Below are 19,054 nucleotides of genomic sequence, written 5' to 3'. Positions count from 1 at the left end.
CGCGGCCGACGATCACGGCTCACTTGCCCAGATAGCGCGGTTTCTCCTTGTTGACGAATGCCCGCACCGCGATCGCGTGGTCCTCCGAGGAACCCGCGCGGGACTGCAGCTCCTCCTCCTTGTCCAGCGTCTCGGAGAGCGAGTGCGTCAACCCGTAGGCCACCGCTTCCTTCAGCGCCGCGTACGCCACCGTCGGCCCCTCCGCCAGCGCCCGCGCCGTCTGCTCCGCCTCGGCGCGCAGGTCGGCGGCGGGTACGACCCGGTTGGCGATGCCCAGCTCGTAGGCCTCCCGGGCACCGATGCTGCGCGGGAAGAGCAGCAGGTCGGTGGCGCGCCCGGGGCCGACGACGCGCGGCAGGGTCCAGGAGACGCCCGAGTCGGCGGTGAGCGCGACCCCGGCGAAGGACGTGTTGAAGGCCGCCGTGTCCGCGACGATCCGGTAGTCCGCCGCGAGCGCGAAGCCGAAGCCCGCCCCGGCCGCCACGCCGTTCACGGCGGCGACCACCGGCTTCCGGGCCTCGGCGAGCGCCCGCACGATCGGGTTGTAGTGCTCGCTGACCGTGCTCATGGTCTGGCCCGAGCCCGCTTCCCGGTCGGAGGCCAGCAGTCCGATGTGCTCCTTGAGGTCCTGGCCCACGCAGAACGCCCGCTCCCCGGCCGCGGTCAGCAGGACCGCCCGTACGGCGTCGTCCCCCGCCGCGGAGCGCACCGCCTCCCTGAGCGCGACCTTGGTCTCGATGTTCAGCGCGTTCATCGCCTCGGGGCGGTTCAGCGTGATCGTCGCGAGCCCGTCGCTCACCTCGTAGAGCACGGTGTCGGCCATGGGTTCCCCTCCGCGTCGTCGTACGTGTGGGTCGTACGAGTGGGTCGGACGTCTGTGTCCGGGACACAGCATGACGGAGATCACCGGCAACGGATCGCTCGGGAGATGTGACCTGCGTCAAAGAATTCCGGTCCGTATCCATTCGGCGGAAGTGGTCGGGGGTGCGCAGTATCGCAGTCACATCGCCGAATTGAGTGGTTTTGCTCGCGCGCGTTGCCCAAGCGATGCCGACCGATGTTGGTCATCGGGTCCTGGGATGCGGGATAATGGCTGGGAAGCAATGTGTTCGATGCCGGTGTCGCGCGTCCATGCCGGACTGCGCGTGCCCTCACGGGCCGTCGGCGGTGACGGTGAGCTGGTATCAGGAAGGGGAACGAGCATGGCGGCCATGAAGCCGCGGACGGGTGATGGCCCGCTCGAGGTGACCAAGGAGGGGCGGGGCATCGTCATGCGCGTTCCGCTCGAAGGCGGCGGTCGACTCGTCGTCGAGCTGACCCCCGACGAGGCCGACGCGCTCGGCGACGCCCTCAAGAAGGTCGTCGGCTGACGCGCGAGCGACCATATCCGTTCAGTCGCCCCGGTACCGGACATGGTGCCGGGGTGATTGTTTTTCTTTTTTCACGTGAGATCACGGATTTTTCCCGTGGGCCCTCGGGGCGGGCGTTCACCGCTTGACGGCACACAGCAGCCCGTCGCCCACCGGCAGCAGCGACGGCACCAGCTCCTGGCTCTCGCGCACCGCGCGCAGTACTTCCCGCAGCCGCAGCACCTCGGTGGGCTGTGGTCCGGAGTCGATCGTCCGGCCGGCGCCGAAGACGCCCTCGAAGGCGACAAGACCTCCGGGGCGCAGCAGGCGCAACGATTCAGCGAGATAGTCCAGGTACTCCAGGCGGTCGCCGTCGCAGAACACCAGGTCGTAACCGGCGTCCGCGAGCCGGGGCAGGACGTCCAGGGCGCGGCCCGGAATGAAGCGGGCCCGGTTGCTGGCGAAGCCGGCGGCCCGGAATGCCTGGCGGGCGAACTGCTGGTGCTCCGGCTCCGGGTCGACCGTGGTCAGTACCCCGTCCGGCCGCATGCCGTGCAGCAGATGGATCCCGGAGACGCCGCACCCGGTGCCGATCTCCGCGACGGCCTTGGCGTCCACGGCGGCGGCGAGCAACCCCAGCGCGGAGCCCGTGCCGGGAGTCACCGAACGCAGGCCCGCCTCCCGGGCCCGGTCGCGTGCCCAGAGCAGCGCGTCGTCCTCGGCGACATAGGCGTCGGCGAACGCCCAGCTCGTCTGCCGGTTGCCGGTAATGACCCTCTCCTGTCCCCGTCGTTGCCTCGGCGTGACTGTATCCGTTGGCGTCGGGAACCCGCAGATGGGACCGGTCGTTCAAAGGGGAGCAGAGAGACGACCGAGCGGCCGGGGCTGCGACGGGGGTGGCGGATGGACCAGGGCGCCCAGCAAGTGCTGACGCAGCCGTACGAGCCGTGCCGGCCCAGATCAAATTCTCGTAAAACCGCTTATCCGGAGCTAACGGGCGAGGTGGCTATGGTAGGGGCTCCACTGGACACCACCAGAGCCGACAGGGGAGGTGCGGCCGCACCAGCGGATCGGGGAGGAGTGCTGCGGCGCTTCCTCGGATCGGCAGGCAGGCCGAAATCCGTGAACGACACCGCTGCTGACCACAGCCACGCCAACGGTCCCACCACGGGACACGCCCAGACCGCGACCTTCTCCAGCGACGCGGACGGGCAGGCGTGGACTCCGCCCACCTGGGAGGAGATCGTCAGCACCCACAGCGGCCGGGTCTACCGCCTCGCCTACCGCCTCACCGGCAACCAGCACGATGCCGAGGACCTCACCCAGGAGGTCTTCGTCCGCGTCTTCAGGTCGCTGTCGACCTACACGCCGGGCACCTTCGAGGGCTGGCTGCACCGCATCACCACCAATCTCTTCCTGGACATGGTCCGCCGCAAGCAGCGCATCCGCTTCGACGCGCTCGGCGACGACGCGGCCGAGCGGCTGCCCAGCAAGGAGCCCAACCCGCAGCAGGTCTTCCACGACGCCCACTTCGACGCGGACGTCCAGCAGGCGCTGGACACCCTCGCGCCCGAGTTCCGCGCCGCCGTGGTCCTGTGCGACATCGAGGGGCTGTCGTACGAGGAGATCGCCGCGACCCTCGGCGTCAAGCTCGGTACGGTCCGCTCCCGGATCCACCGCGGCCGCTCCCAGTTGCGCAAGGCACTCGCGCACCGGTCTCCCAAGGCGCGTGCCGAGCGTCGCTCGTTCGCGGCCCGTGTTCCCGCACTGGGAGGAGGGGGCACGAGCGCGTGAGCGGATCACGGCCGGAATCCGAGGGACACCTCGCAGAGCAGCATCTGGGAGACCGACTCTCCGCCCTGGTGGACGGGGAGCTCGGTCATGACACGCGTGAGCGTGTACTGGCGCACGTGGCCACCTGCCCGAAATGCAAGGCGGAGGTGGACGCGCAGCGCCGGCTGAAGAACGTCTTCGCCAAAGCGGCACCGCCGGCCCCTTCCGAGAGCTTCCTGGCACGTCTCCAGGGGCTTCCCGGGGGCGGTGACACGGACGGCGGCGGCTCGCCGCTGGCCGGCGGAGGATTCGCCGGTGGCCTCGACGGGGTCTTCGGCACGAAGCGTGGCGAGCGGTTCGAGTTCGACTACGTCCCCGCCCGGCCGCACTCCGCCGTGCTGTCGCCCTCCTCACCGGGGAGGGGCTTCCGGATCCACGACGTGAGCCGGCACGAGTCCGAGCGGTCGTCCTCGCGCGGCCTGCGGTTCGCCTGCGCCGCCGCCGGTGCGGTGTCGCTGGCCGCGATCGCGCTGGGCGGTGTCACCGTCGGCACGCCGGACACCACCACGGAGGCCCGCGGCTCCGGCAGCGGCAGCAATGTGACGCCGACGCGCACCCAGGGCGCGGGAGCGGTCACGGGCTCGGAGAACCAGCGCCGCCGCGGTCCACTGCTCGGGCAGGTCCAGGGGCAGCGCGTGCTCGGCGACACCCCGGTCGCCCCCACCGCGATGTCCGCGCCGCTGCTGCCCGGGCTGCCCGCCTCCGCGGAGCAGGCCGCGCGTGAGCTGACGACGCCGGTGACGGCCGGTGCCGCCGCCATGTCCCCGCTGATACGTCCGCTCGAAGCCGTTCCGCCGCCGGCCCTGTCCGCCTGGTCGACAGTCCCCGAGGTCAGGCCGCCAGGCCTGTTCGCCGCACCCGTTCCCGACCCGCTCCCGTCCCCCTATCCGGCGGCGTCCCCCGCCGCCTCCCACCGTCCGGCTCCCTGACCGGACTCTGCGCGCCGGCCCGCGGACCTGATTGAATCTCGGGTGGCACCAGAGCCCTTGAAGCCGACGATCTGCGGCCAGCTGCGGGGGAGAAAATGAACGAGGGGAAGCCCACGAAGGCGAAGTGGTGGAGTCGTCCCCGCTCGTCCGAGGACGCGACCGACGGCGACTTCGAACTGGAACGCCCTCGCCCGGCCCACACCACCGGCAGCGGTGGTGACGTGGCCGACGGGGGCGACTTCGAACTGGAACGCCCGGCGCCGATCCGCGTGGCCGACGAGGGGGACTACGAACTCGACCGGCCGGTGACCGAGACGGACGTACACACGGACGCCGACCCGTACGGGGGCGCGGGCGCCGGTGCGGGTCCGCACGCCGGTGAGGGCGCTGATTCCGGCGGTGTCGACGGCGACGCCGGCCCGACCGTCGCGCCCGTCGGCGAGCGTCCCAAGCCGATGCACGACCCCGACCCGTACAGCACCCCGCCGTACGGCGAGCCGGGTCCCTGGGCCCCCGCTCCGCCGGTGCAGCATCCGGCGGCCGCGACGCCGGCGCACGGCACGGTGGCGGCGGGGCTTCCCGCGTCCGGCGCGACCGCGGTGCCGCCGCAGGCTCCGCCTCCGGGGGCGATGCCCGACCCGGCGTTGGCGGACGCGCCGCCTCCGGTTCCGCTGGTCCGGCACCCGGCGGCGAGCCCCGCGACCGCGGTGCCGCCGCAGGCTCCGCTTCCGGGGGCGATGCCCGACCCGGCGTTGGCGGACGCGCCGCCTCCCGCCCCGCCGGTGGCACCGGCGCAGGGCACGAGGGCAGGGGCGGTGCCTCATCCCGCGGTGGGGGCGCCGGAGGCGCCGGCGCCCGCCGTCCCGGGCGGTGGCAGCCCGGGAGGCACCGACCCCTGGGGGCGTTACGACCCCTGGGCAGCCTCGGCCGCCGCCGCGCCCCTTCAGCAGAACGGCGCGGGCGCGCCGACGCGGGAGCAGCGGCGCAAGCGGGCCGGAAAGGTGATCGTCGGCGGCGCGCTGCTGATCGCCCTGGTCTCCGGCGGCATCGGCGGCGCGCTGGGCACGTACCTGGAGCGGAACGGCGGCGTGGGGACGGTGGAACTGCCGCAGGCCGGCAGGGAAGCGGCCGAGCGGGCGCCGGGCAGCGTCGCCGGGATCGCCGCCCGTGCCCTGCCCAGCGTGGTGACCCTGCACGTGAGCGGCGACGCCGCGGGCACCGGCACCGGCTTCGTACTCGACGACCGCGGCCACATCCTGACCAACAACCACGTCGTGGAGCCCGCGGGACCCGGCGGCGAGATCGCCGTCACCTTCAACAGCGGCGACACCGCCGAGGCCACGGTCGTCGGCCGCGACAGCGGATACGACCTCGCCGTGGTGAAGGTGAAGGGCGTCAGCGGCCTCACCCCCCTGCCCCTCGGAAACTCCGACAACACGCGGGTCGGCGACCCCGTCGTCGCCATCGGCGCCCCGTTCGACCTGGCCGGCACGGTCACCTCCGGCATCATCAGTGCCAAGGAGCGGCCCATCACGGCGGGCGGCGAGGAAGGCGACGGCAGCGACGTCTCGTACGTCGACGCCCTGCAGACCGACGCGCCCATCAACCCCGGCAACTCCGGCGGCCCCCTCCTGGACGCCCAGGGCAGGGCCATCGGCATCAACTCCGCCATCCGGTCCGCCGACGGCGGCGGCGCCGATTCGGACGGCGGTCAGGCCGGCTCCATAGGGCTCGGCTTCGCCATCCCCATCAACCAGGGCAAGCGCGTCGCCGAGGAACTGATCAACACCGGCAAGGCCACCCACCCGGTCATCGGCATCACCCTCGACATGAACTACTCGGGTGACGGCGCCCGCGTCGGCGCCAAGGGCGGCGACGGCGGACCCGCGGTCACCACCGGCGGTCCCGGGGCCAAGGCCGGCATCAGGCCGGGGGACGTGATCACCGCCGTCGACGGCAGGCGCGTGCACTCCGGCGAGGAACTCATCGTCGCGACCCGCGCCCACCGCCCCGGCGACCGCCTGGAACTGACGCTGGAGCGCGACGGCAAGGAGACGAACGTCTCACTGGTGCTCGGCTCCTCCGGTGGGGACTGAGTGGCCGCGCAGGCCCCCACAAGGAGCCAGGAAGGCAAACAATTCGGAAAGCGTCCGCATACACGCACTCGGAGCTCACGGGACGGTACCGGTCGGACGGGGTCGGCGGGTACCGTGGTGGCGGCCCGGACATCCCAAGGAGCTTCAGGTGTTCAATGACATAGGCGCACTAGAGCTGGTGACGCTCGTCGTCCTCGCCGTGCTCGTCTTCGGTCCGGAGAAGCTCCCCAAGGTCATCCAGGACGTGACCCGCACCATCCGGAAGATCCGGGAGTTCTCGGACAGCGCCAAGCAGGACATCCGGCAGGAGCTGGGCCCCGAGTTCAAGGACTTCGAGTTCGAGGACCTCAACCCCAAGACGTTCATCCGCAAGCAACTGGACAACGACGAGCTGGGGCTGAAGGAGATCCGCAACGGCTTCGACCTGAAGAAGGAGATGGCCGAGGTCACCGACGCGGTCCACGGCCGCGAGTCGGAGTCGTCGTCCGGTTCCTCGGCGTCCGGATCCACCGGCGGTCGCGTCGACATGTCCAAGAAGCCCGAGATGTCCAAGAAGTCCGAGGGTCCCGCCATCGACGGCCGCCCGCCCTTCGACGCGGACGCCACCTGAGTCCGTCCCGCGGGCCGCGGTACGGCGCGGAAGCCGACTCCCCCGCCGTGCGTGACGCGTCTCACACTCGGGACGGGGCGTGCGGGGCCTGAAGGCGACGCCCGGGCGACCCACGCGCCGGGCAATCTCCCGGTTGCCGCCAGTGGTGTGGCTATGCTGCCCGAGTTGTTGTGCGGACCGGACGAGTGCGCCCGAAGGGGGGCGGGCCGTTCCGGTCCGACGAGAGCGAGGAGGCGTCCGGGCACATGGAGACGACGAGTCAGGCGGTCGCACAGACGCCGGGCACGGAGGATGGACAAGAGGTCCCCTCCGCCCGGCGGACGATCGACGGCTACCTGCGTGCGCCCTTCCCGTGGTACGGCCTCGACGAGGCCTTCACGGGGCGGCGCTGGCTGATGCAGGTCGGTACGGCGGCCGACGGGGAGGTGGAGCACGGCTCGATCGGGCACGGCGACGAACCGTCGGTGCGCAACGAGCACGTGGCGGGCGACGAGCAGGACGCCAAGGAGAAGTTCGCGGTCGTCGTGACCGTCGCGGTCAACCCCGACCGGCGCAGCGCCGACGGCACGGGTCTGCTGGAGGCCACCTCGGTGTCGTCGGCGGCGTGGCTCGCCGGGGTCGGGCTGCTGTCCTTCACCTGGCCGGGCCAGATGGACCACTCGCTGCGCGACGACTGGCTGGAGCAGCAGACGGAGACCGCGTGGGTCCTCGCGGACGATCTCGGCGGAGAGGACTGGTCGACGCTCTCCCTCCCCGTGGACGGCGTGCCGACGCGGTTCCACTACCGGGAGTCCGAGTTCGGCTGGGTGCTCGCCGGTTCCACCGAGCAGGGCGTCCACCTGGGCGCCTACGGCAGGGGCATGAGCGCGTACGGGCTGGCCTTCTCCGTGGTCAAGGACATCGCCGCGTACGCCTAGGGGATGTCGTACGCGCGGACGCCCGGGCGTACGACAAGGGGCGCCGTCCCGGCGGACAGCGCCCCAGTCCCGTACGACAGCCCCGTACGGAGCGTCAGAACTTGTTCTTCGGCGTGATGCCCAGCGACAGCCCCGAGAGGCCGCGCTGGCGCCCGCCCAGCTTGCCGGCGATCGAGCGCAGGGCGGCGCCCGCCGGGGAGTCCGGATCGGTCAGGACGACGGGCTTGCCCTCGTCACCGCCCTCGCGCAGGCGGACGTCGATCGGGATGGAGCCGAGGACCGGCACCGACGCGCCCGTGGTGCGGGTCAGGCCGTCGGCGACCGACTGGCCGCCCCCGGTGCCGAAGACGTCGACCATCTCGCCGCAGTGCGGGCAGGGCAGCCCGGACATGTTCTCGACCACGCCGACGATCTTCTGGTGGGTCTGGACGGCGATGGCGCCCGCCCGTTCCGCCACCTCGGCGGCCGCCTGCTGAGGGGTCGTCACGACCAGGATCTCGGCGTTCGGCACGAGCTGCGCGACGGAGATCGCGATGTCGCCGGTGCCGGGCGGCAGGTCGAGCAGCAGAACGTCCAGGTCGCCCCAGTACACGTCCGCCAGGAACTGCTGGAGCGCGCGGTGCAGCATCGGGCCGCGCCAGACCACCGGCGCGTTGCCCGGGGTGAACATGCCGATCGAGATGACCTTCACCCCGTTGGCCGAAGGCGGCATGATCATGTTCTCGACCTGGGTGGGCCGTCCGTCGGCGCCGAGCATGCGCGGCACGGAGTGGCCGTAGATGTCGGCGTCGACGACACCGACCTTCAGGCCGTCCGCCGCCATCGACGCCGCCAGGTTCACCGTCACCGAGGACTTGCCGACGCCGCCCTTGCCGGAGGCGACCGCGTACACCCGGGTCAGGCTGCCGGGCTTGGCGAAGGGCACCTCGCGCTCGGTCTGGCCGCCGCGCAGGGCGTTCGCCAGCTCCTTGCGCTGCTCGTCGCTCATCACGTCCAGCTCGACGTCGACCCGCGTGACGCCCTCGACCTGGGAGACCGCGTCCGTCACCCGCTGCGTGATGGTGTCCCGCATGGGGCAGCCGGAGACCGTCAGGTACACGGCGACCGCGACCGCTCCGTCCGCGCCGATCTCCACCGACTTGACCATCCCCAGCTCGGTGATGGGCCGGTTGATCTCGGGGTCGTTCACCGTCGCCAGTGCTTCACGCACCGCGTCTTCCGTAGCCATAGGGTCGATGGTACGGCGCCGCCCACCGGGCACGGAAAGCCCCGTCAGCGGTCGTGTACGTCACGCCCCCGGGACCGATCCGCCGGGAATACCCCGCGGTCGGGGTGGTGGCCGTTCTGCCGCTCCTCCAGGTCCCTGAGCACGTCCTGCAGTTCGGAGCGGATCCAGTCCCTCGTCGCGACCTCGCCCAGGCCGATGCGCAGGGCGGCGATCTCGCGGGTCAGGTACTCGGTGTCGGCGATCGACCGCTCGTTCTGCTTGCGGTCCTGCTCCAGGTTGACCCGGTCCCGGTCGTCCTGCCGGTTCTGTGCGAGCAGGATCAGCGGGGCCGCGTAGGAGGCCTGGAGGGACAGCATCAGCGTCAGGAAGATGAACGGGTACTGGTCGAAGCGCAGGCCGCTCGGCGCGGACACGTTCCACACCACCCACAGGATGATGACGACGGTCATCCAGACGATGAACCGCCCGGTGCCCAGGAAGCGCGCCACGCGCTCCGACAGCCTGCCGAAGGACTCCGGGTCCCACTCGGGCAGCAGCCTGCGGCGCGGCGGGCGGGGCTGGTCCAGGCGGGCCCGGGTGCGGGAGGCCGCCGTGGCTCCCGACGCGGCACGCTCACGCGGCGGGGTCTCGCGCTCAGGCACCATCGGCGCTCACCTCCCCCGTCGTCTCCTCCAGGTGGTACTCGGTCTCCCGCCAGTCGTCGGGCAGCATGTGGTCCAGTACGTCGTCCACCGTGACGGCGCCCAGCAGCGACCCGGAATCGTCGACGACGGGCGCCGCGACCATGTCGTACGCGGCGAAGAACCCGGCGACCACGGGCAGCGCGGCGTCCGGATCGAGCGGTTGCAGGTCGTCGTCGATGATCGAGCCGACCAGGGTGTACGGGGGGTCGCGCAGCAGGCGCTGGAAGTGCACGGTGCCGAGGTACTTGCCGGTCGGGGTCTCCTCGGGCGGCCGGCAGACGTAGACCTGGGCCGCGTGCGCCGGGGACAGGTCGGGGTTGCGGATGTGGGCCAGGGCGTCCGCGACGGTCGCGTCGGGCCGCAGCACGATCGGCTCGGTCGTCATCAGACCGCCCGCCGTGTGCTCCTCGTACGCCATCAGACGCCGCATGTCGGCCGCGTCGGCGGGCTGCATCAGGCTCAGCAGCCGCTCCTTGTCCTCCTCGGGCAGCTCACCGAGCAGGTCGGCCGCGTCGTCGGGGTCCATCGCCTCCAGCACGTCAGCGGCGCGCTCCTCCTTGAGCTTGCCGAGGATCTCGATCTGGTCGTCCTCGGGCAGCTCCTCCAGTACGTCGGCCAGCCGGTCGTCGTCCAGGGCGGCGGCGACCTCCGCGCGGCGCTTGGCGGACAGGTGGTGCAGGACGTTGGCGAGGTCGGCGGGGCGCAGCTGCTCGAAGGTGGCGAGGAGGTTCTCGGCGCCCTGCCCCTGCTCCTCCACGGAGAAGCCGGTGACGCCGGACCACTCGACGGTCAGCGTCTCGCCCTTGTTGCGCCGGAAGGCGCCGCTCTTCTTCCCCTTGCGGACGAAGACCTTGTCGATCTCCCAGTCCCGGCGGGCGGGCAGCTGCTGCACCGACAGGTCCAGGACGGTGACCTCCTCACCCGTCTCGGTGAGGGTGACCCGCCGGTCGAGCAGCTCGCCGAAGACGAGGCGCTCGGTGGGCCGCTGCTCGAAGCGCCGGACGTTGACCACGCCGGTGGTGATGACCTGGCCGGACTCGATGCCGGTGACCCGGGTCATGGGCAGGAAGATGCGGCGGCGGGTGGTGAGTTCGACGACCAGGCCGAGCACCCGCGGTGGTTTGCCGGCGACGCGGAGCATGACGACCAGATCGCGCACGCGTCCCACCTGGTCGCCGGCCGGGTCGAAGACGGCGATGCCGGAGAGATGGGAGACGAAGATCCGGGGGGCGCCCGCTGCCATGGCCGCGGCTCCTTTTCTCAAACTTCGTAGGCGTGCGTCGGAGTGTGTGGGAGCTGATTCGTACGGTGTTCCTTTTCCGAATTGCCCGCTCGGACGGGCTTCAGGCTAGCCCGTCCCGAACGGCTCCGCTCTGGCGGCCGGTCCGGACGGACTGGCTCCGTTCGCCGTCCACGGCCCCGGTACGCTGCGGTACGCCGCCAGGGCCTGTCCGGACCCCGGCCGGCTCCTTGCCAGCCCTTGTCCGCCCATGTCAGAAAGGCAGCCCCAGCTGTGTCTGCGACTCCCCGGCGCCGAATCCGCAGGGCCGCTCTGATGGGCGCGGTGTGCGCCCTGGTGGTGACGGGAGCGGGGCTGACGGGATGCAGTAGTGAGGACCCGGACGCGGGCACCAACGGCGTCGGGAAGCTCTCCGCCGAAAAGATCCAGGCCAAGGCCCGCACGGCCGCCGAGTCCGCCGAAGCGGTACGCCTGCACGGGACCGTGGCCGCCGGCGGGAACACGTACACCCTGGACATGCGGCTGAAGCCCGACGGGGGGACCGGGTCGGTCGCCGCCGAGGGGACGACGTTCGGGCTGCTGCGCGTCGGCGAGCAGCTTTTCCTCAAGGCCGACGCCGAATTCTGGAGCCACGACGGCGGGGACACCGCGGCCGCCGAGAAGCTGGCCGACAAGTACGTGAAGGTGCCGCAGAGCGACCCCGTGTACAAGAAGTTCAGTGGCTTCACCGACAAGGACGTCCTCATCGGTGGCCTGCTGACCCTGCACGGCACGGTGGAGACGGACGGCCGCCACGAGCAGGCGGGCGTGCGCACCATCCGGATCACCGGCGACCAGGGCGCCGGCGGTTCGCTCGACGTCTCCCTGGAGGGCACGCCGTACCCGCTGCGCCTGGTGCGGGCGGGCAGCGCGGGCACGCTCAGCCTTTCGGGCTGGAACGAGGACTTCGCGCTCGAGGAGCCGCCCCAGGACGACACGCTGGACTACGGCAAGCAGCTGCCGACCTCCTAGGACCCGTCGGCGTTCCGCTGCGCGCTAACGCTTCTTCCGGCGCTTCAGCAGCAGGCGCGGCAGCCCGGCGGGGAGCGGCTCGCGCGTCGTCGCCGGGCTCGGCAGCGGTGCCTCGGCCAGCGAACCGTCGGGCAGCGGCGCCGTCGCCCCCGTCGGCTCCAGGCGCAGCACCCGGCACTCACGGGCCCAGCGGTCGGTCATGGCCTCGCCGTCCGGGGCGTTCAGGCGCTTGCCCTTGAGGTCGGCGACCGCCGCCTGCCAGGCCTCGGAGCCGGCCGGCAGTTCCACGACCCGTGCCGTCCAGGAGACCAGCCGGCCCCCCTTGTCCTTGCTGCGCACGGTCACCTCGGCCGAGGCCCCGTCGGCCAGCCCCGGCAGTGGCTGCTCGCCGGGGCCGTCGCCGATGACGCAGGCCGCGCCCTCGTGCCAGATATGCCACAGCGCACGCGCGGTCACGCCGGGCCCGCCGACCCAGATGAGGCCGGACTTCTTCGTGGCCTCCTCGACGAGGGCCTGGTCGAACAGCTCGCTTGTCATGCGGTCAGCCTATCCAGCGCTCTTCGGCCCCGGTCAGAGCCAGCCGTTGCGCTTGAGCGTGCGGTGGATGCCCAGACAGAGGCCGACCGTGATCGACAGCACCAGCGGGTAGCCGAACTTCCAGTGCGTCTCCGGCATGTAGTCGAAGTTCATGCCGTACACCCCGCACACCATCGTCGGTACGGCGATGATCGCCGCCCACGAGGTGATCTTGCGCATGTCCTCGTTCTGCGCGACGGACGCCTGGGCGAGGTTGGCCTGGAGGATGGAGTTCAGCAGCTCGTCGAAGCCGATGACCTGCTCCTGCACCCGTGCCACGTGGTCGGCGACGTCCCGGAAGTACTTCTGGATCTCCGGGTCGATCAGCCGCATCGGCCGCTCACTGAGCAGCTGCATGGGGCGCAGTAGCGGGGACACCGCCCGCTTGAACTCCAGTACCTCGCGCTTGAGTTGGTAGATCCGGCCGGCGTCCGTGCCACGCGGCGTGCCCTTGCGGCCCGGCGAGAACACCTCCGTCTCGACCTCGTCGATGTCGTCCTGCACCGCGTCGGCGACCGCGAGGTAGCCGTCGACGACGTGGTCGGCGATGGCGTGGAGCACCGCCGAGGGGCCCTTGAGCAGCAGCTCGGGGTCCGCCTGCAGCCGGTGCCGCAGCGCGCGCAGCGAGCCCTGCCCGCCGTGCCGGACGGTGATGAAGTAGTCCCGCCCGGTGAAGCACATGACCTCGCCGGTCTCCACGACCTCGCTGTTGGCGGTGAGTTCGTCGTGGTCGACGTAGTGGACGGTCTTGAAGACCGTGAACAGGGAGTCGTCGTAGCGCTCCAGCTTGGGCCGCTGGTGGGCCTGGACGGCGTCCTCCACGGCCAGCGGGTGCAGCCCGAACTCCCGGGCGATACCGGCGAACTCGTCCTCGGTGGGCTCGTGCAGGCCGATCCACACGAACCCGCCGTCGCGGCGCACCTGGCGCATCGCCCGGTGCGGGCTCAGCGGCGCCTCCGTCTCGACGCGCGCGCCGTCGCGGTAGACGGCGCAGTCGACGACGGCGGACGTGGTCGCCGGGTCGCGGGTGGTGTCGTAGGCGCCGCTGTCCTTGCGCAGGGAGACGCGGGACGGGCGGACCGCGGCGCGCAGGTCACGGATCATCGACATGGCAGGCTCCTTCGCGACGGGCAGCGAACGAGGCCGGTGGCGGGTGGAACCACCCGGAATGAGGACGTCCTGACCACGTGCGTTCGGCACGTCCACAAAGCGGGGTGCACCGCACCGTCGCGGTGGCCGACTTCGCTGCTGATTCAGCTGCTGGTTCAGCTGCTGATCCGGATCGATGGACCGGATCAGGCAAAACGAGACGAAGTGCTCTTCCCTGTGCGGGCACGCGGGCAGAAAGCGGCGGCGGAAGAAACCGGAGCGGTGGTGTCAGCGGCCGGAAGAGCGGGTGGTACTGCACGGTCGACTTCGGTCCATGCCAGCCCCACCTCCTCCGGCCGGTCCCTCGTGAGGGACGATCCATCCCCTCGTTTGGAGGGGTTCCCCGTAGGGCAGTCTTCATGGCGTCGGGTGCTTGATCGCGACGCGCTGCGTGCTGCCCCGACGGCTGGGCCAGAGTACCAGTCACCCGGCGTGTCAAGGCGCCGCTTCGCCGCTTCACCGCGAGTTCTATGCTCGCCGCATGGCTGATGTTCTTCCTCTGGTCGAGGCCCGGTTGCGCAGTTCGCTGGGCGAGCCGGACGCGCGCGCGGCGGTCACCTTCCTCGGCACCGAACGTATCGAGGTGCTGCGCTTTCCCGGCGGCGGTCAGGAGGGCGACATCGTCCGCTACGCCACCCTCGGTATGTCCTCGCAGCCCATGGCGGACCCCACGGCCGTGCTCGCCGATCCGGTCAAGGGGCCCCGCGCCGAGCTGGTCCTCTCCGTCCGCGCCGGTCTCGCCGACACCGACAAGGTGCTCCGGCCGCTCGCCGTGCTGGCAGCGTCCCCGCAGGTCGAGGGTGTGATCGTGGCGCCCGGTGCCTCGCTGGACGTCGGGGAGACGCTGTGGCCCGGGGCGCCGTTCACGTCGGTCCTGGTCGCCGAGCCGGGCGGCCTGGTCGAGGACCTGGAGCTGGACGCCCCGCTGGATCCCGTACGGTTCCTGCCGCTGCTGCCGATGACCGCGAACGAGGCCGCCTGGAAGCGCGTGCACGGTGCGCCGGCCCTCCAGGAACGCTGGCTGACGCACGGGACGGACCTGCGTGATCCGTCCCGCAGGTCCGTTCCGCTGGAGTGACGGAACTCACCGGCCATAGTCCGTCGGCCGGTCGGCCGGCCGGTTGGTCTGTCGGCCGGCCCTCAGCCGGCGAGGACCGTGACCCCGTCCTCCGCCGCGTGCCTCGGCTCCAGTTCCTCCGCCTCGTGGGTGAGCGCGCGGCGCCGTACGAGGACCACGACCGCGCCCAGCACGGCGGTGACCGCCGCCACGGCGAAGGGGACGTGGATGTCGGTCCACTCCTCGATCCTCGGCGCGAAGAAGGGGGCGGCCGCCGCCGCGAACCAGCGCACGAAGTTGTAGCCCGCGCTGGCCACCGGACGCGGCGCGTCCGACACCCCGAGGGCCAGCTCGGTGTAGACGGTGTTGTTCACGCCGATGAAGGCGCCGGACAGGATCGTGCAGACGATCGCGGCGGTGTGGTTCCCGTAGCCGAGGACCAGCACGTCGGCCGCGAGCAGCACCAGTGAGCCGCCGAGCACCTTCAGTGAGCCGAACCGCTTCTGCATGCGCGGCGCCACGAGGACCGAGAAGACGGCGAGCAGCACGCCCCACGCGAAGAACACGGCGCCGGACTTGTACGGCGTCATGTTCAGCACGAACGGCGTGAAGGCCAGCACCGTGAAGAACGTGTAGTTGTAGAAGAACGCCGACACGGCCGCGGAGGCGAGTCCGCCGTGGCCCAGCGCCTTGAGCGGGTCGAGCAGCGAGGTCTTGCGGGCCGGCTTCGGCTGTTCCTTCAGGAACACGGTGATGCACAGGAAACCGATCGCCATCAGGAACGCCGTGCCGAAGAAGGGGTAGCGCCAGCTGGCGTCGCCGAGCAGTGCGCCCAGCAGGGGGCCGCAGGCCATGCCGAGGCCGAGGGCGGACTCGTAGAGCAGGATCGCCGCGGCGCTGCCGCCGGCCGCCGCGCCGACGATGACCGCGAGGGCCGTCGAGACGAACAGCGCGTTCCCGAGGCCCCAGCCGGCCCGGTACGCGACGAGCTGCCCGACCGTGTCGGAGGTGCCCGCCAGGCCCGCGAAGACCACGACGAAGGCCAGGCCGAGCAGCAGGGTCCTGCGCCCGCCGATGCGGCTGGAGACGAAGCCCGTGACCAGCATCGCGAGGGCGGTGATGAGGAAGTACGAGGTGAACAGGAGGGAGACCTGGCCGGCGCTCGCGTCCAGGCCCTTGGCGATGGACGGCAGGATCGGGTCGACGAGCCCGATGCCCATGAAGGCCACGACGGACGCACCGGCGGTCGCCCACACGGCCTTGGGCTGTCGCAGGATGCCGCCCGCACCCGCGTCGAAGGGGTCCATGCTTGCTCCAATGCCGACGGAAGGGGGATCGGTCAGGGGGTTCAGACGCTTCGGACGGGGTCCGATGGTTGGTGGAGTCCGGTGGTTGGTGTTTGCATACAGTAAGTTAGCGTGGCTAATTAATGCAAGCTACATCTAGTTCCGGCTGGTCAGCCGTTCCGCCCGGATGGGTGATCGTCCTTGACGTGGGGGAGCGAGGGTAGGACCGTGGGGCTCTATGAGGGGCGAACCCAGTTGCCCGAAGTGTGGTGGCCGGGTCAGGGCTCCCGGTCTCTTCGCCGATTCCTGGCAGTGCGACCGGCATGGCGCCGTGCACCCGCTGCAGCCCGTGCTTCCGCCCAGCGTCGAGGCGCTCGGCGTCGTGGTGCACCGCACGCAGGTACCGGTGTGGATGCCGTGGCCGCTGCCGGTCGGCTGGCTGTTCACCGGCGTGGCCTGTGCGGGCGACGACCGCAGTGGCGGCCGGGCGACCGCCGTGGCCTGCTCCGGTCCCGGGCCTCTCGGCGGTATCGGTGAGCTGATCCTGGTCGCCGAGGAACTCGGCGTCGGTCTCGGCGCGCGGTACGCGGGCATCGACGCCCCGGACCCCGGCCCGTACATGGACGTCGAGAAGCCGCCCCAGGTGAAGGTTTTGGCCGTCGGCCGTCCGACCCCCCTCTGGAATGTCTCCGGTGCCCCCGCCGACCGCGCCGTCTTCGCGGGGGAGGCCCTCGGGATGTGGCTGTGGGCCGTCGTGTGGCCCGAGCGCTCGGGGCTGCTCATGTACGAGGAACTGGTGCTGACCGATCTGAGGGACGCGGGTGCCGAGGTGGACCTGGTGCCGTGCGGAGCGCTGTCACCGCGGTTGATCCAGCCGTAGGCGCCCGGCACCCGGGTGCTCGGGTGCCGGACGTCGGGTGCCGGGTGCCGGACGCCGGTGGTGGGCGCTGGTGGTGGGCGTAGGGGTGCCCGCGGTGGGCGTAGGGGGCGCAGGGCCGCTGCGGGTGTGACAGCGGCGGGTGGAGTTCCGGTTATCCTTGAGCGTCCCCTCCGTCCCGTCACCGCTTGGAGTCAGCGTCGTGCGCATCGATCTGCACACCCACTCCACCGCGTCCGACGGCACGGACACCCCGGCCCAGCTGGTGCGCAAGGCCGCCGCGACCGGGCTGGACGTCATCGCGCTGACCGACCACGACACCACCCGCGGCCACGCCGAAGCCGTCGCCGCGCTCCCCGAGGGGCTCACGCTCGTCACCGGCGCCGAACTCTCCTGCCGGGCCGACGGCGTCAGCATGCACATGCTGGCCTACCTCTTCGACCCCGAGGAGCCCGCCCTGCTCGCCGAGCGCGAGCTGGTCCGGGACGACCGGGTGCCGCGGGCCAAGGGCATGGTCGCCAAGCTGAACGCGCTGGGCGTGCCCGTCACTTGGGAGCAGGTCGCGCGCATCGCCGGCGACGGTTCGGTCGGGCGGCCGCACGTGGCCACCGCCCTCGTCGAACTCGGCGTCGTGCCGACCGTGGGCGACGCCTTCACCCAGGACTGGCTGGCCGACGGCGGCCGGGCCTTCGTGGAGAAGCACGAGACCGACCCCTTCGAGGCCCTCCGTCTGATCAAGGGCGCGGGCGGGGTGGCCGTGTTCGCGCACCCGGCCGCCGCCAAGCGGGGACGTACGGTGCCGGAGACCACGATCGCGGAGCTGGCCGCGGCCGGCCTCGACGGCATCGAGGTCGACCACATGGACCACGACGCGGACACGAGGACGCGGCTGCGCGGGACGGCGAGGGAACTGGGCCTCCTGGTGACCGGCTCCAGCGACTACCACGGCATCCGGAAGACCTGCGTGCTCGGCGAGTACACGACGGACCCCGAGGTCTACGGGGAGATCACGCGGCGGGCCTTCGGGGCGTTCCCCGTGCCCGGGGCCGGCGGGGTCTGAGCGGGGTCCGAGCCCCCTCCCGCACGCCCACCCTTCCCTCTCCCGCAAGGCCAGTAGCTCACCCATGTTCGACGTCGCCGTCTTCGGCTCCCTCTTCCTGACCCTTTTTGTCATCATGGATCCGCCCGGGATCACCCCGATCTTCCTCGCGCTGACCTCCGGCCGGCCCGCCAAGGTGCAGAGGCGGATGGCCTTCCAGGCCGTCTGCGTCGCCGGTGGCGTGATCACCGTGTTCGGTCTGCTGGGGCACCAGATCCTGGACTACCTGCACGTGTCCGTGCCCGCCCTGATGATCGCGGGCGGGCTGCTCCTCCTGCTGATCGCGCTCGACCTGCTCACCGGCAAGACGGACGAGCCGAAGCAGACCAAGGACGTCAACGTCGCGCTCGTGCCGCTGGGCATGCCGCTGCTGGCCGGCCCCGGGGCGATCGTCTCGGTCATCCTGGCCGTGCAGAAGGCCGACAGCGCGACCGCGCAGGCGTCGGTGTGGGCGGCGATCCTCGCGATCCACGTGGTGCTGTGGCTGGTCATGCGGTACTCGCTGCTGATCATCCGGGTCATCAAGGACGGCGGCGTTGTCCTGGTGACCCGCCTCGCCGGCATGATGCTCTCCGCGATCGCGGTGCAGCAGATCATCAACGGCGTCACGCAGGTGATCCAGGGCGCGTGAGCGTGCGGCGGCCCGGGCAGGGGGGCGGGAGGGAGCATGCACAGGACCCCCGCACGGAGTCCCGTGCGGGGGTCCTGGATGTGTGTGCGGGTCCGCGCTACAAGGCCGAGGTGTCGGCGGGGCGGATCCACAGGCGCTGCCCGATGGCGGCGGCCTGCTGAACGATGCGATTCACGGAGGCTGCGTCCACGACGGTCGTGTTCACGGGGGTTCCGTCGACGTCGTCGAGTCGCATGACTTCAAAGCGCATGGCCTCTCCCTTGATCTGGTCATCCTCCTGAGGAGAACTACTGGTGTGGCTCCCGGGTCGTCGGTGCCCGGGCTTACGTAGGTGGTCAACGGGCTGTGTGGTGCAAACATTCCCTACGCTAAGGAAATTTTTCGAACGGCTAATTACTGACTGGTAAGTCGCTTGTCCCGGCGCGTCAGGTGTCCGGTACAAGACTGACCGGGACCGGTTGTGTTCGCAGCGTGACCGCCGGG

Annotated in this window: 20 protein-coding genes; 11 read left to right on the top strand and 9 right to left on the bottom strand. The window is 71.3% G+C overall.

Translation table 11 applies throughout. The annotated features are described in order from the left end of the window. Positions 1-19 precede the first annotated feature (19 nt). Positions 20-823, bottom strand: a complete 804-nt coding sequence (locus ACIQ1J_RS20980) for an enoyl-CoA hydratase/isomerase family protein (RefSeq protein ID WP_403558602.1) — start codon at positions 821-823, stop codon at positions 20-22. A gap of 379 nt (positions 824-1,202) precedes the next feature. Between ACIQ1J_RS20980 and ACIQ1J_RS20975 the strand changes: the two genes are divergently transcribed. Continuing rightward, positions 1,203-1,370, top strand: coding sequence for a DUF3117 domain-containing protein (locus ACIQ1J_RS20975; protein ID WP_003966491.1), 168 nt, complete (start codon positions 1,203-1,205; stop codon positions 1,368-1,370). Positions 1,371-1,487: 117 nt separating this feature from the next. On the opposite strand, the gene ACIQ1J_RS20970 is transcribed toward ACIQ1J_RS20975, so the two are convergent. Next, positions 1,488-2,186 carry an O-methyltransferase gene (locus ACIQ1J_RS20970; protein WP_307852241.1) on the bottom strand — a complete coding sequence of 233 codons (699 nt, stop codon included), beginning with the start codon at positions 2,184-2,186 and terminating at the stop codon, positions 1,488-1,490. A gap of 285 nt (positions 2,187-2,471) precedes the next feature. On the opposite strand from ACIQ1J_RS20970, the gene sigE reads away from it, so the two are divergent. The 5 genes from sigE (at position 2,472) to ACIQ1J_RS20945 (ending at position 7,734) form a co-directional block, all read left to right on the top strand. Then, the gene (sigE, locus tag ACIQ1J_RS20965) at positions 2,472-3,143 is read left to right on the top strand and encodes an RNA polymerase sigma factor SigE (protein WP_310871372.1); all 672 of its coding nucleotides are present in this window, start codon (positions 2,472-2,474) and stop codon (positions 3,141-3,143) included. A 68-nt stretch (positions 3,144-3,211) separates the two neighbouring features. Next, entirely contained in the window at positions 3,212-4,111 is a 900-nt protein-coding gene (locus tag ACIQ1J_RS20960; RefSeq protein WP_403558832.1) for a zf-HC2 domain-containing protein, read from the top strand. Positions 4,112-4,206: 95 nt separating this feature from the next. Then, positions 4,207-6,207 carry a trypsin-like peptidase domain-containing protein gene (locus ACIQ1J_RS20955; protein ID WP_403558600.1) on the top strand — a complete coding sequence of 667 codons (2,001 nt, stop codon included), beginning with the start codon at positions 4,207-4,209 and terminating at the stop codon, positions 6,205-6,207. A 148-nt stretch (positions 6,208-6,355) separates the two neighbouring features. Then, entirely contained in the window at positions 6,356-6,817 is a 462-nt protein-coding gene (locus ACIQ1J_RS20950) for a sec-independent translocase (protein WP_403558598.1), read from the top strand. Positions 6,818-7,062: 245 nt separating this feature from the next. After that, entirely contained in the window at positions 7,063-7,734 is a 672-nt protein-coding gene (locus ACIQ1J_RS20945; RefSeq protein WP_403558596.1) for a hypothetical protein, read from the top strand. Positions 7,735-7,828: 94 nt separating this feature from the next. Here the strand turns inward: ACIQ1J_RS20945 and ACIQ1J_RS20940 are convergent, their stop codons facing one another. The 3 genes from ACIQ1J_RS20940 to ACIQ1J_RS20930 are packed head-to-tail and all read right to left on the bottom strand — an operon-like array spanning position 7,829 to position 10,888. Then, on the bottom strand, positions 7,829-8,962 hold the full coding sequence (locus ACIQ1J_RS20940; protein WP_403558594.1) for an Mrp/NBP35 family ATP-binding protein: 1,134 nt from the start codon (positions 8,960-8,962) through the stop codon (positions 7,829-7,831). 44 nt (positions 8,963-9,006) lie between these two features. Then, positions 9,007-9,606 (bottom strand): DUF1003 domain-containing protein, encoded by a 600-nt coding sequence (locus tag ACIQ1J_RS20935; protein WP_210963761.1) that lies wholly within the window; start codon positions 9,604-9,606, stop codon positions 9,007-9,009. Continuing rightward, positions 9,596-10,888 (bottom strand): magnesium transporter MgtE N-terminal domain-containing protein, encoded by a 1,293-nt coding sequence (locus ACIQ1J_RS20930; protein WP_403558592.1) that lies wholly within the window; start codon positions 10,886-10,888, stop codon positions 9,596-9,598. The genes ACIQ1J_RS20935 and ACIQ1J_RS20930 overlap by 11 nt, the downstream gene beginning before the upstream one ends. A 270-nt stretch (positions 10,889-11,158) precedes the next feature. Between ACIQ1J_RS20930 and ACIQ1J_RS20925 the strand changes: the two genes are divergently transcribed. Continuing rightward, entirely contained in the window at positions 11,159-11,896 is a 738-nt protein-coding gene (locus ACIQ1J_RS20925) for a hypothetical protein (protein ID WP_403558590.1), read from the top strand. Positions 11,897-11,920: 24 nt separating this feature from the next. Here ACIQ1J_RS20925 and ACIQ1J_RS20920 read toward each other — a convergent pair whose 3' ends face one another. Next, complete coding sequence (locus ACIQ1J_RS20920) at positions 11,921-12,433, bottom strand: hypothetical protein (protein ID WP_403558588.1); 513 nt, start codon at positions 12,431-12,433, stop codon at positions 11,921-11,923. Between the two features lie 33 nt (positions 12,434-12,466). After that, positions 12,467-13,582, bottom strand: coding sequence for a magnesium and cobalt transport protein CorA (locus ACIQ1J_RS20915; protein ID WP_403558586.1), 1,116 nt, complete (start codon positions 13,580-13,582; stop codon positions 12,467-12,469). A gap of 520 nt (positions 13,583-14,102) precedes the next feature. On the opposite strand from ACIQ1J_RS20915, the gene ACIQ1J_RS20910 reads away from it, so the two are divergent. Continuing rightward, positions 14,103-14,699, top strand: coding sequence for a suppressor of fused domain protein (locus ACIQ1J_RS20910; RefSeq protein ID WP_210963766.1), 597 nt, complete (start codon positions 14,103-14,105; stop codon positions 14,697-14,699). Positions 14,700-14,761: 62 nt separating this feature from the next. Here ACIQ1J_RS20910 and ACIQ1J_RS20905 read toward each other — a convergent pair whose 3' ends face one another. Then, positions 14,762-15,985 (bottom strand): MFS transporter, encoded by a 1,224-nt coding sequence (locus ACIQ1J_RS20905; RefSeq protein ID WP_403558584.1) that lies wholly within the window; start codon positions 15,983-15,985, stop codon positions 14,762-14,764. Between the two features lie 217 nt (positions 15,986-16,202). On the opposite strand from ACIQ1J_RS20905, the gene ACIQ1J_RS20900 reads away from it, so the two are divergent. The 3 genes from ACIQ1J_RS20900 to ACIQ1J_RS20890 all read left to right on the top strand — a co-directional run bounded on the left by ACIQ1J_RS20900 (position 16,203) and on the right by ACIQ1J_RS20890 (position 18,571). Beyond that, a complete protein-coding gene (locus tag ACIQ1J_RS20900; RefSeq protein ID WP_210963768.1) occupies positions 16,203-16,844 on the top strand; it encodes a DUF6758 family protein in 642 nt (213 codons plus the stop codon). Positions 16,845-17,043: 199 nt separating this feature from the next. After that, positions 17,044-17,901 (top strand): PHP domain-containing protein, encoded by an 858-nt coding sequence (locus ACIQ1J_RS20895; protein WP_403558582.1) that lies wholly within the window; start codon positions 17,044-17,046, stop codon positions 17,899-17,901. 64 nt (positions 17,902-17,965) lie between these two features. Further along, the gene (locus tag ACIQ1J_RS20890) at positions 17,966-18,571 is read left to right on the top strand and encodes a MarC family protein (protein ID WP_121749082.1); all 606 of its coding nucleotides are present in this window, start codon (positions 17,966-17,968) and stop codon (positions 18,569-18,571) included. A gap of 97 nt (positions 18,572-18,668) precedes the next feature. Here ACIQ1J_RS20890 and ACIQ1J_RS20885 read toward each other — a convergent pair whose 3' ends face one another. After that, positions 18,669-18,821, bottom strand: a complete 153-nt coding sequence (locus tag ACIQ1J_RS20885; RefSeq protein WP_210963771.1) for a hypothetical protein — start codon at positions 18,819-18,821, stop codon at positions 18,669-18,671. Between the last annotated feature and the right edge of the window lie 233 nt (positions 18,822-19,054).

This window comes from Streptomyces sp. NPDC097107 (assembly GCF_044762405.1).
Classification (GTDB): Bacteria; Actinomycetota; Actinomycetes; order Streptomycetales; family Streptomycetaceae; genus Streptomyces; species Streptomyces thinghirensis.
The sequence above is the reverse complement of the archived record's forward strand: the minus strand, read 5'-3'. Positions and strand labels throughout refer to the sequence as shown.

Coding starts and splice junctions, on each gene's coding strand:
- ACIQ1J_RS20980 (WP_403558602.1), bottom strand. CDS start 823: ATGGCCGACACCGTGCTCTACGAGGTGAGCGACGGGCTCGCGACGATC.
- ACIQ1J_RS20975 (WP_003966491.1), top strand. CDS start 1,203: ATGGCGGCCATGAAGCCGCGGACGGGTGATGGCCCGCTCGAGGTGACC.
- ACIQ1J_RS20955 (WP_403558600.1), top strand. CDS start 4,207: ATGAACGAGGGGAAGCCCACGAAGGCGAAGTGGTGGAGTCGTCCCCGC.
- ACIQ1J_RS20945 (WP_403558596.1), top strand. CDS start 7,063: ATGGAGACGACGAGTCAGGCGGTCGCACAGACGCCGGGCACGGAGGAT.
- ACIQ1J_RS20940 (WP_403558594.1), bottom strand. CDS start 8,962: ATGGCTACGGAAGACGCGGTGCGTGAAGCACTGGCGACGGTGAACGAC.
- ACIQ1J_RS20935 (WP_210963761.1), bottom strand. CDS start 9,606: ATGGTGCCTGAGCGCGAGACCCCGCCGCGTGAGCGTGCCGCGTCGGGA.
- ACIQ1J_RS20930 (WP_403558592.1), bottom strand. CDS start 10,888: ATGGCAGCGGGCGCCCCCCGGATCTTCGTCTCCCATCTCTCCGGCATC.
- ACIQ1J_RS20920 (WP_403558588.1), bottom strand. CDS start 12,433: ATGACAAGCGAGCTGTTCGACCAGGCCCTCGTCGAGGAGGCCACGAAG.
- ACIQ1J_RS20915 (WP_403558586.1), bottom strand. CDS start 13,582: ATGTCGATGATCCGTGACCTGCGCGCCGCGGTCCGCCCGTCCCGCGTC.
- ACIQ1J_RS20910 (WP_210963766.1), top strand. CDS start 14,103: ATGGCTGATGTTCTTCCTCTGGTCGAGGCCCGGTTGCGCAGTTCGCTG.
- ACIQ1J_RS20905 (WP_403558584.1), bottom strand. CDS start 15,985: ATGGACCCCTTCGACGCGGGTGCGGGCGGCATCCTGCGACAGCCCAAG.
- ACIQ1J_RS20900 (WP_210963768.1), top strand. CDS start 16,203: ATGAGGGGCGAACCCAGTTGCCCGAAGTGTGGTGGCCGGGTCAGGGCT.
- ACIQ1J_RS20890 (WP_121749082.1), top strand. CDS start 17,966: ATGTTCGACGTCGCCGTCTTCGGCTCCCTCTTCCTGACCCTTTTTGTC.
- ACIQ1J_RS20885 (WP_210963771.1), bottom strand. CDS start 18,821: ATGCGCTTTGAAGTCATGCGACTCGACGACGTCGACGGAACCCCCGTG.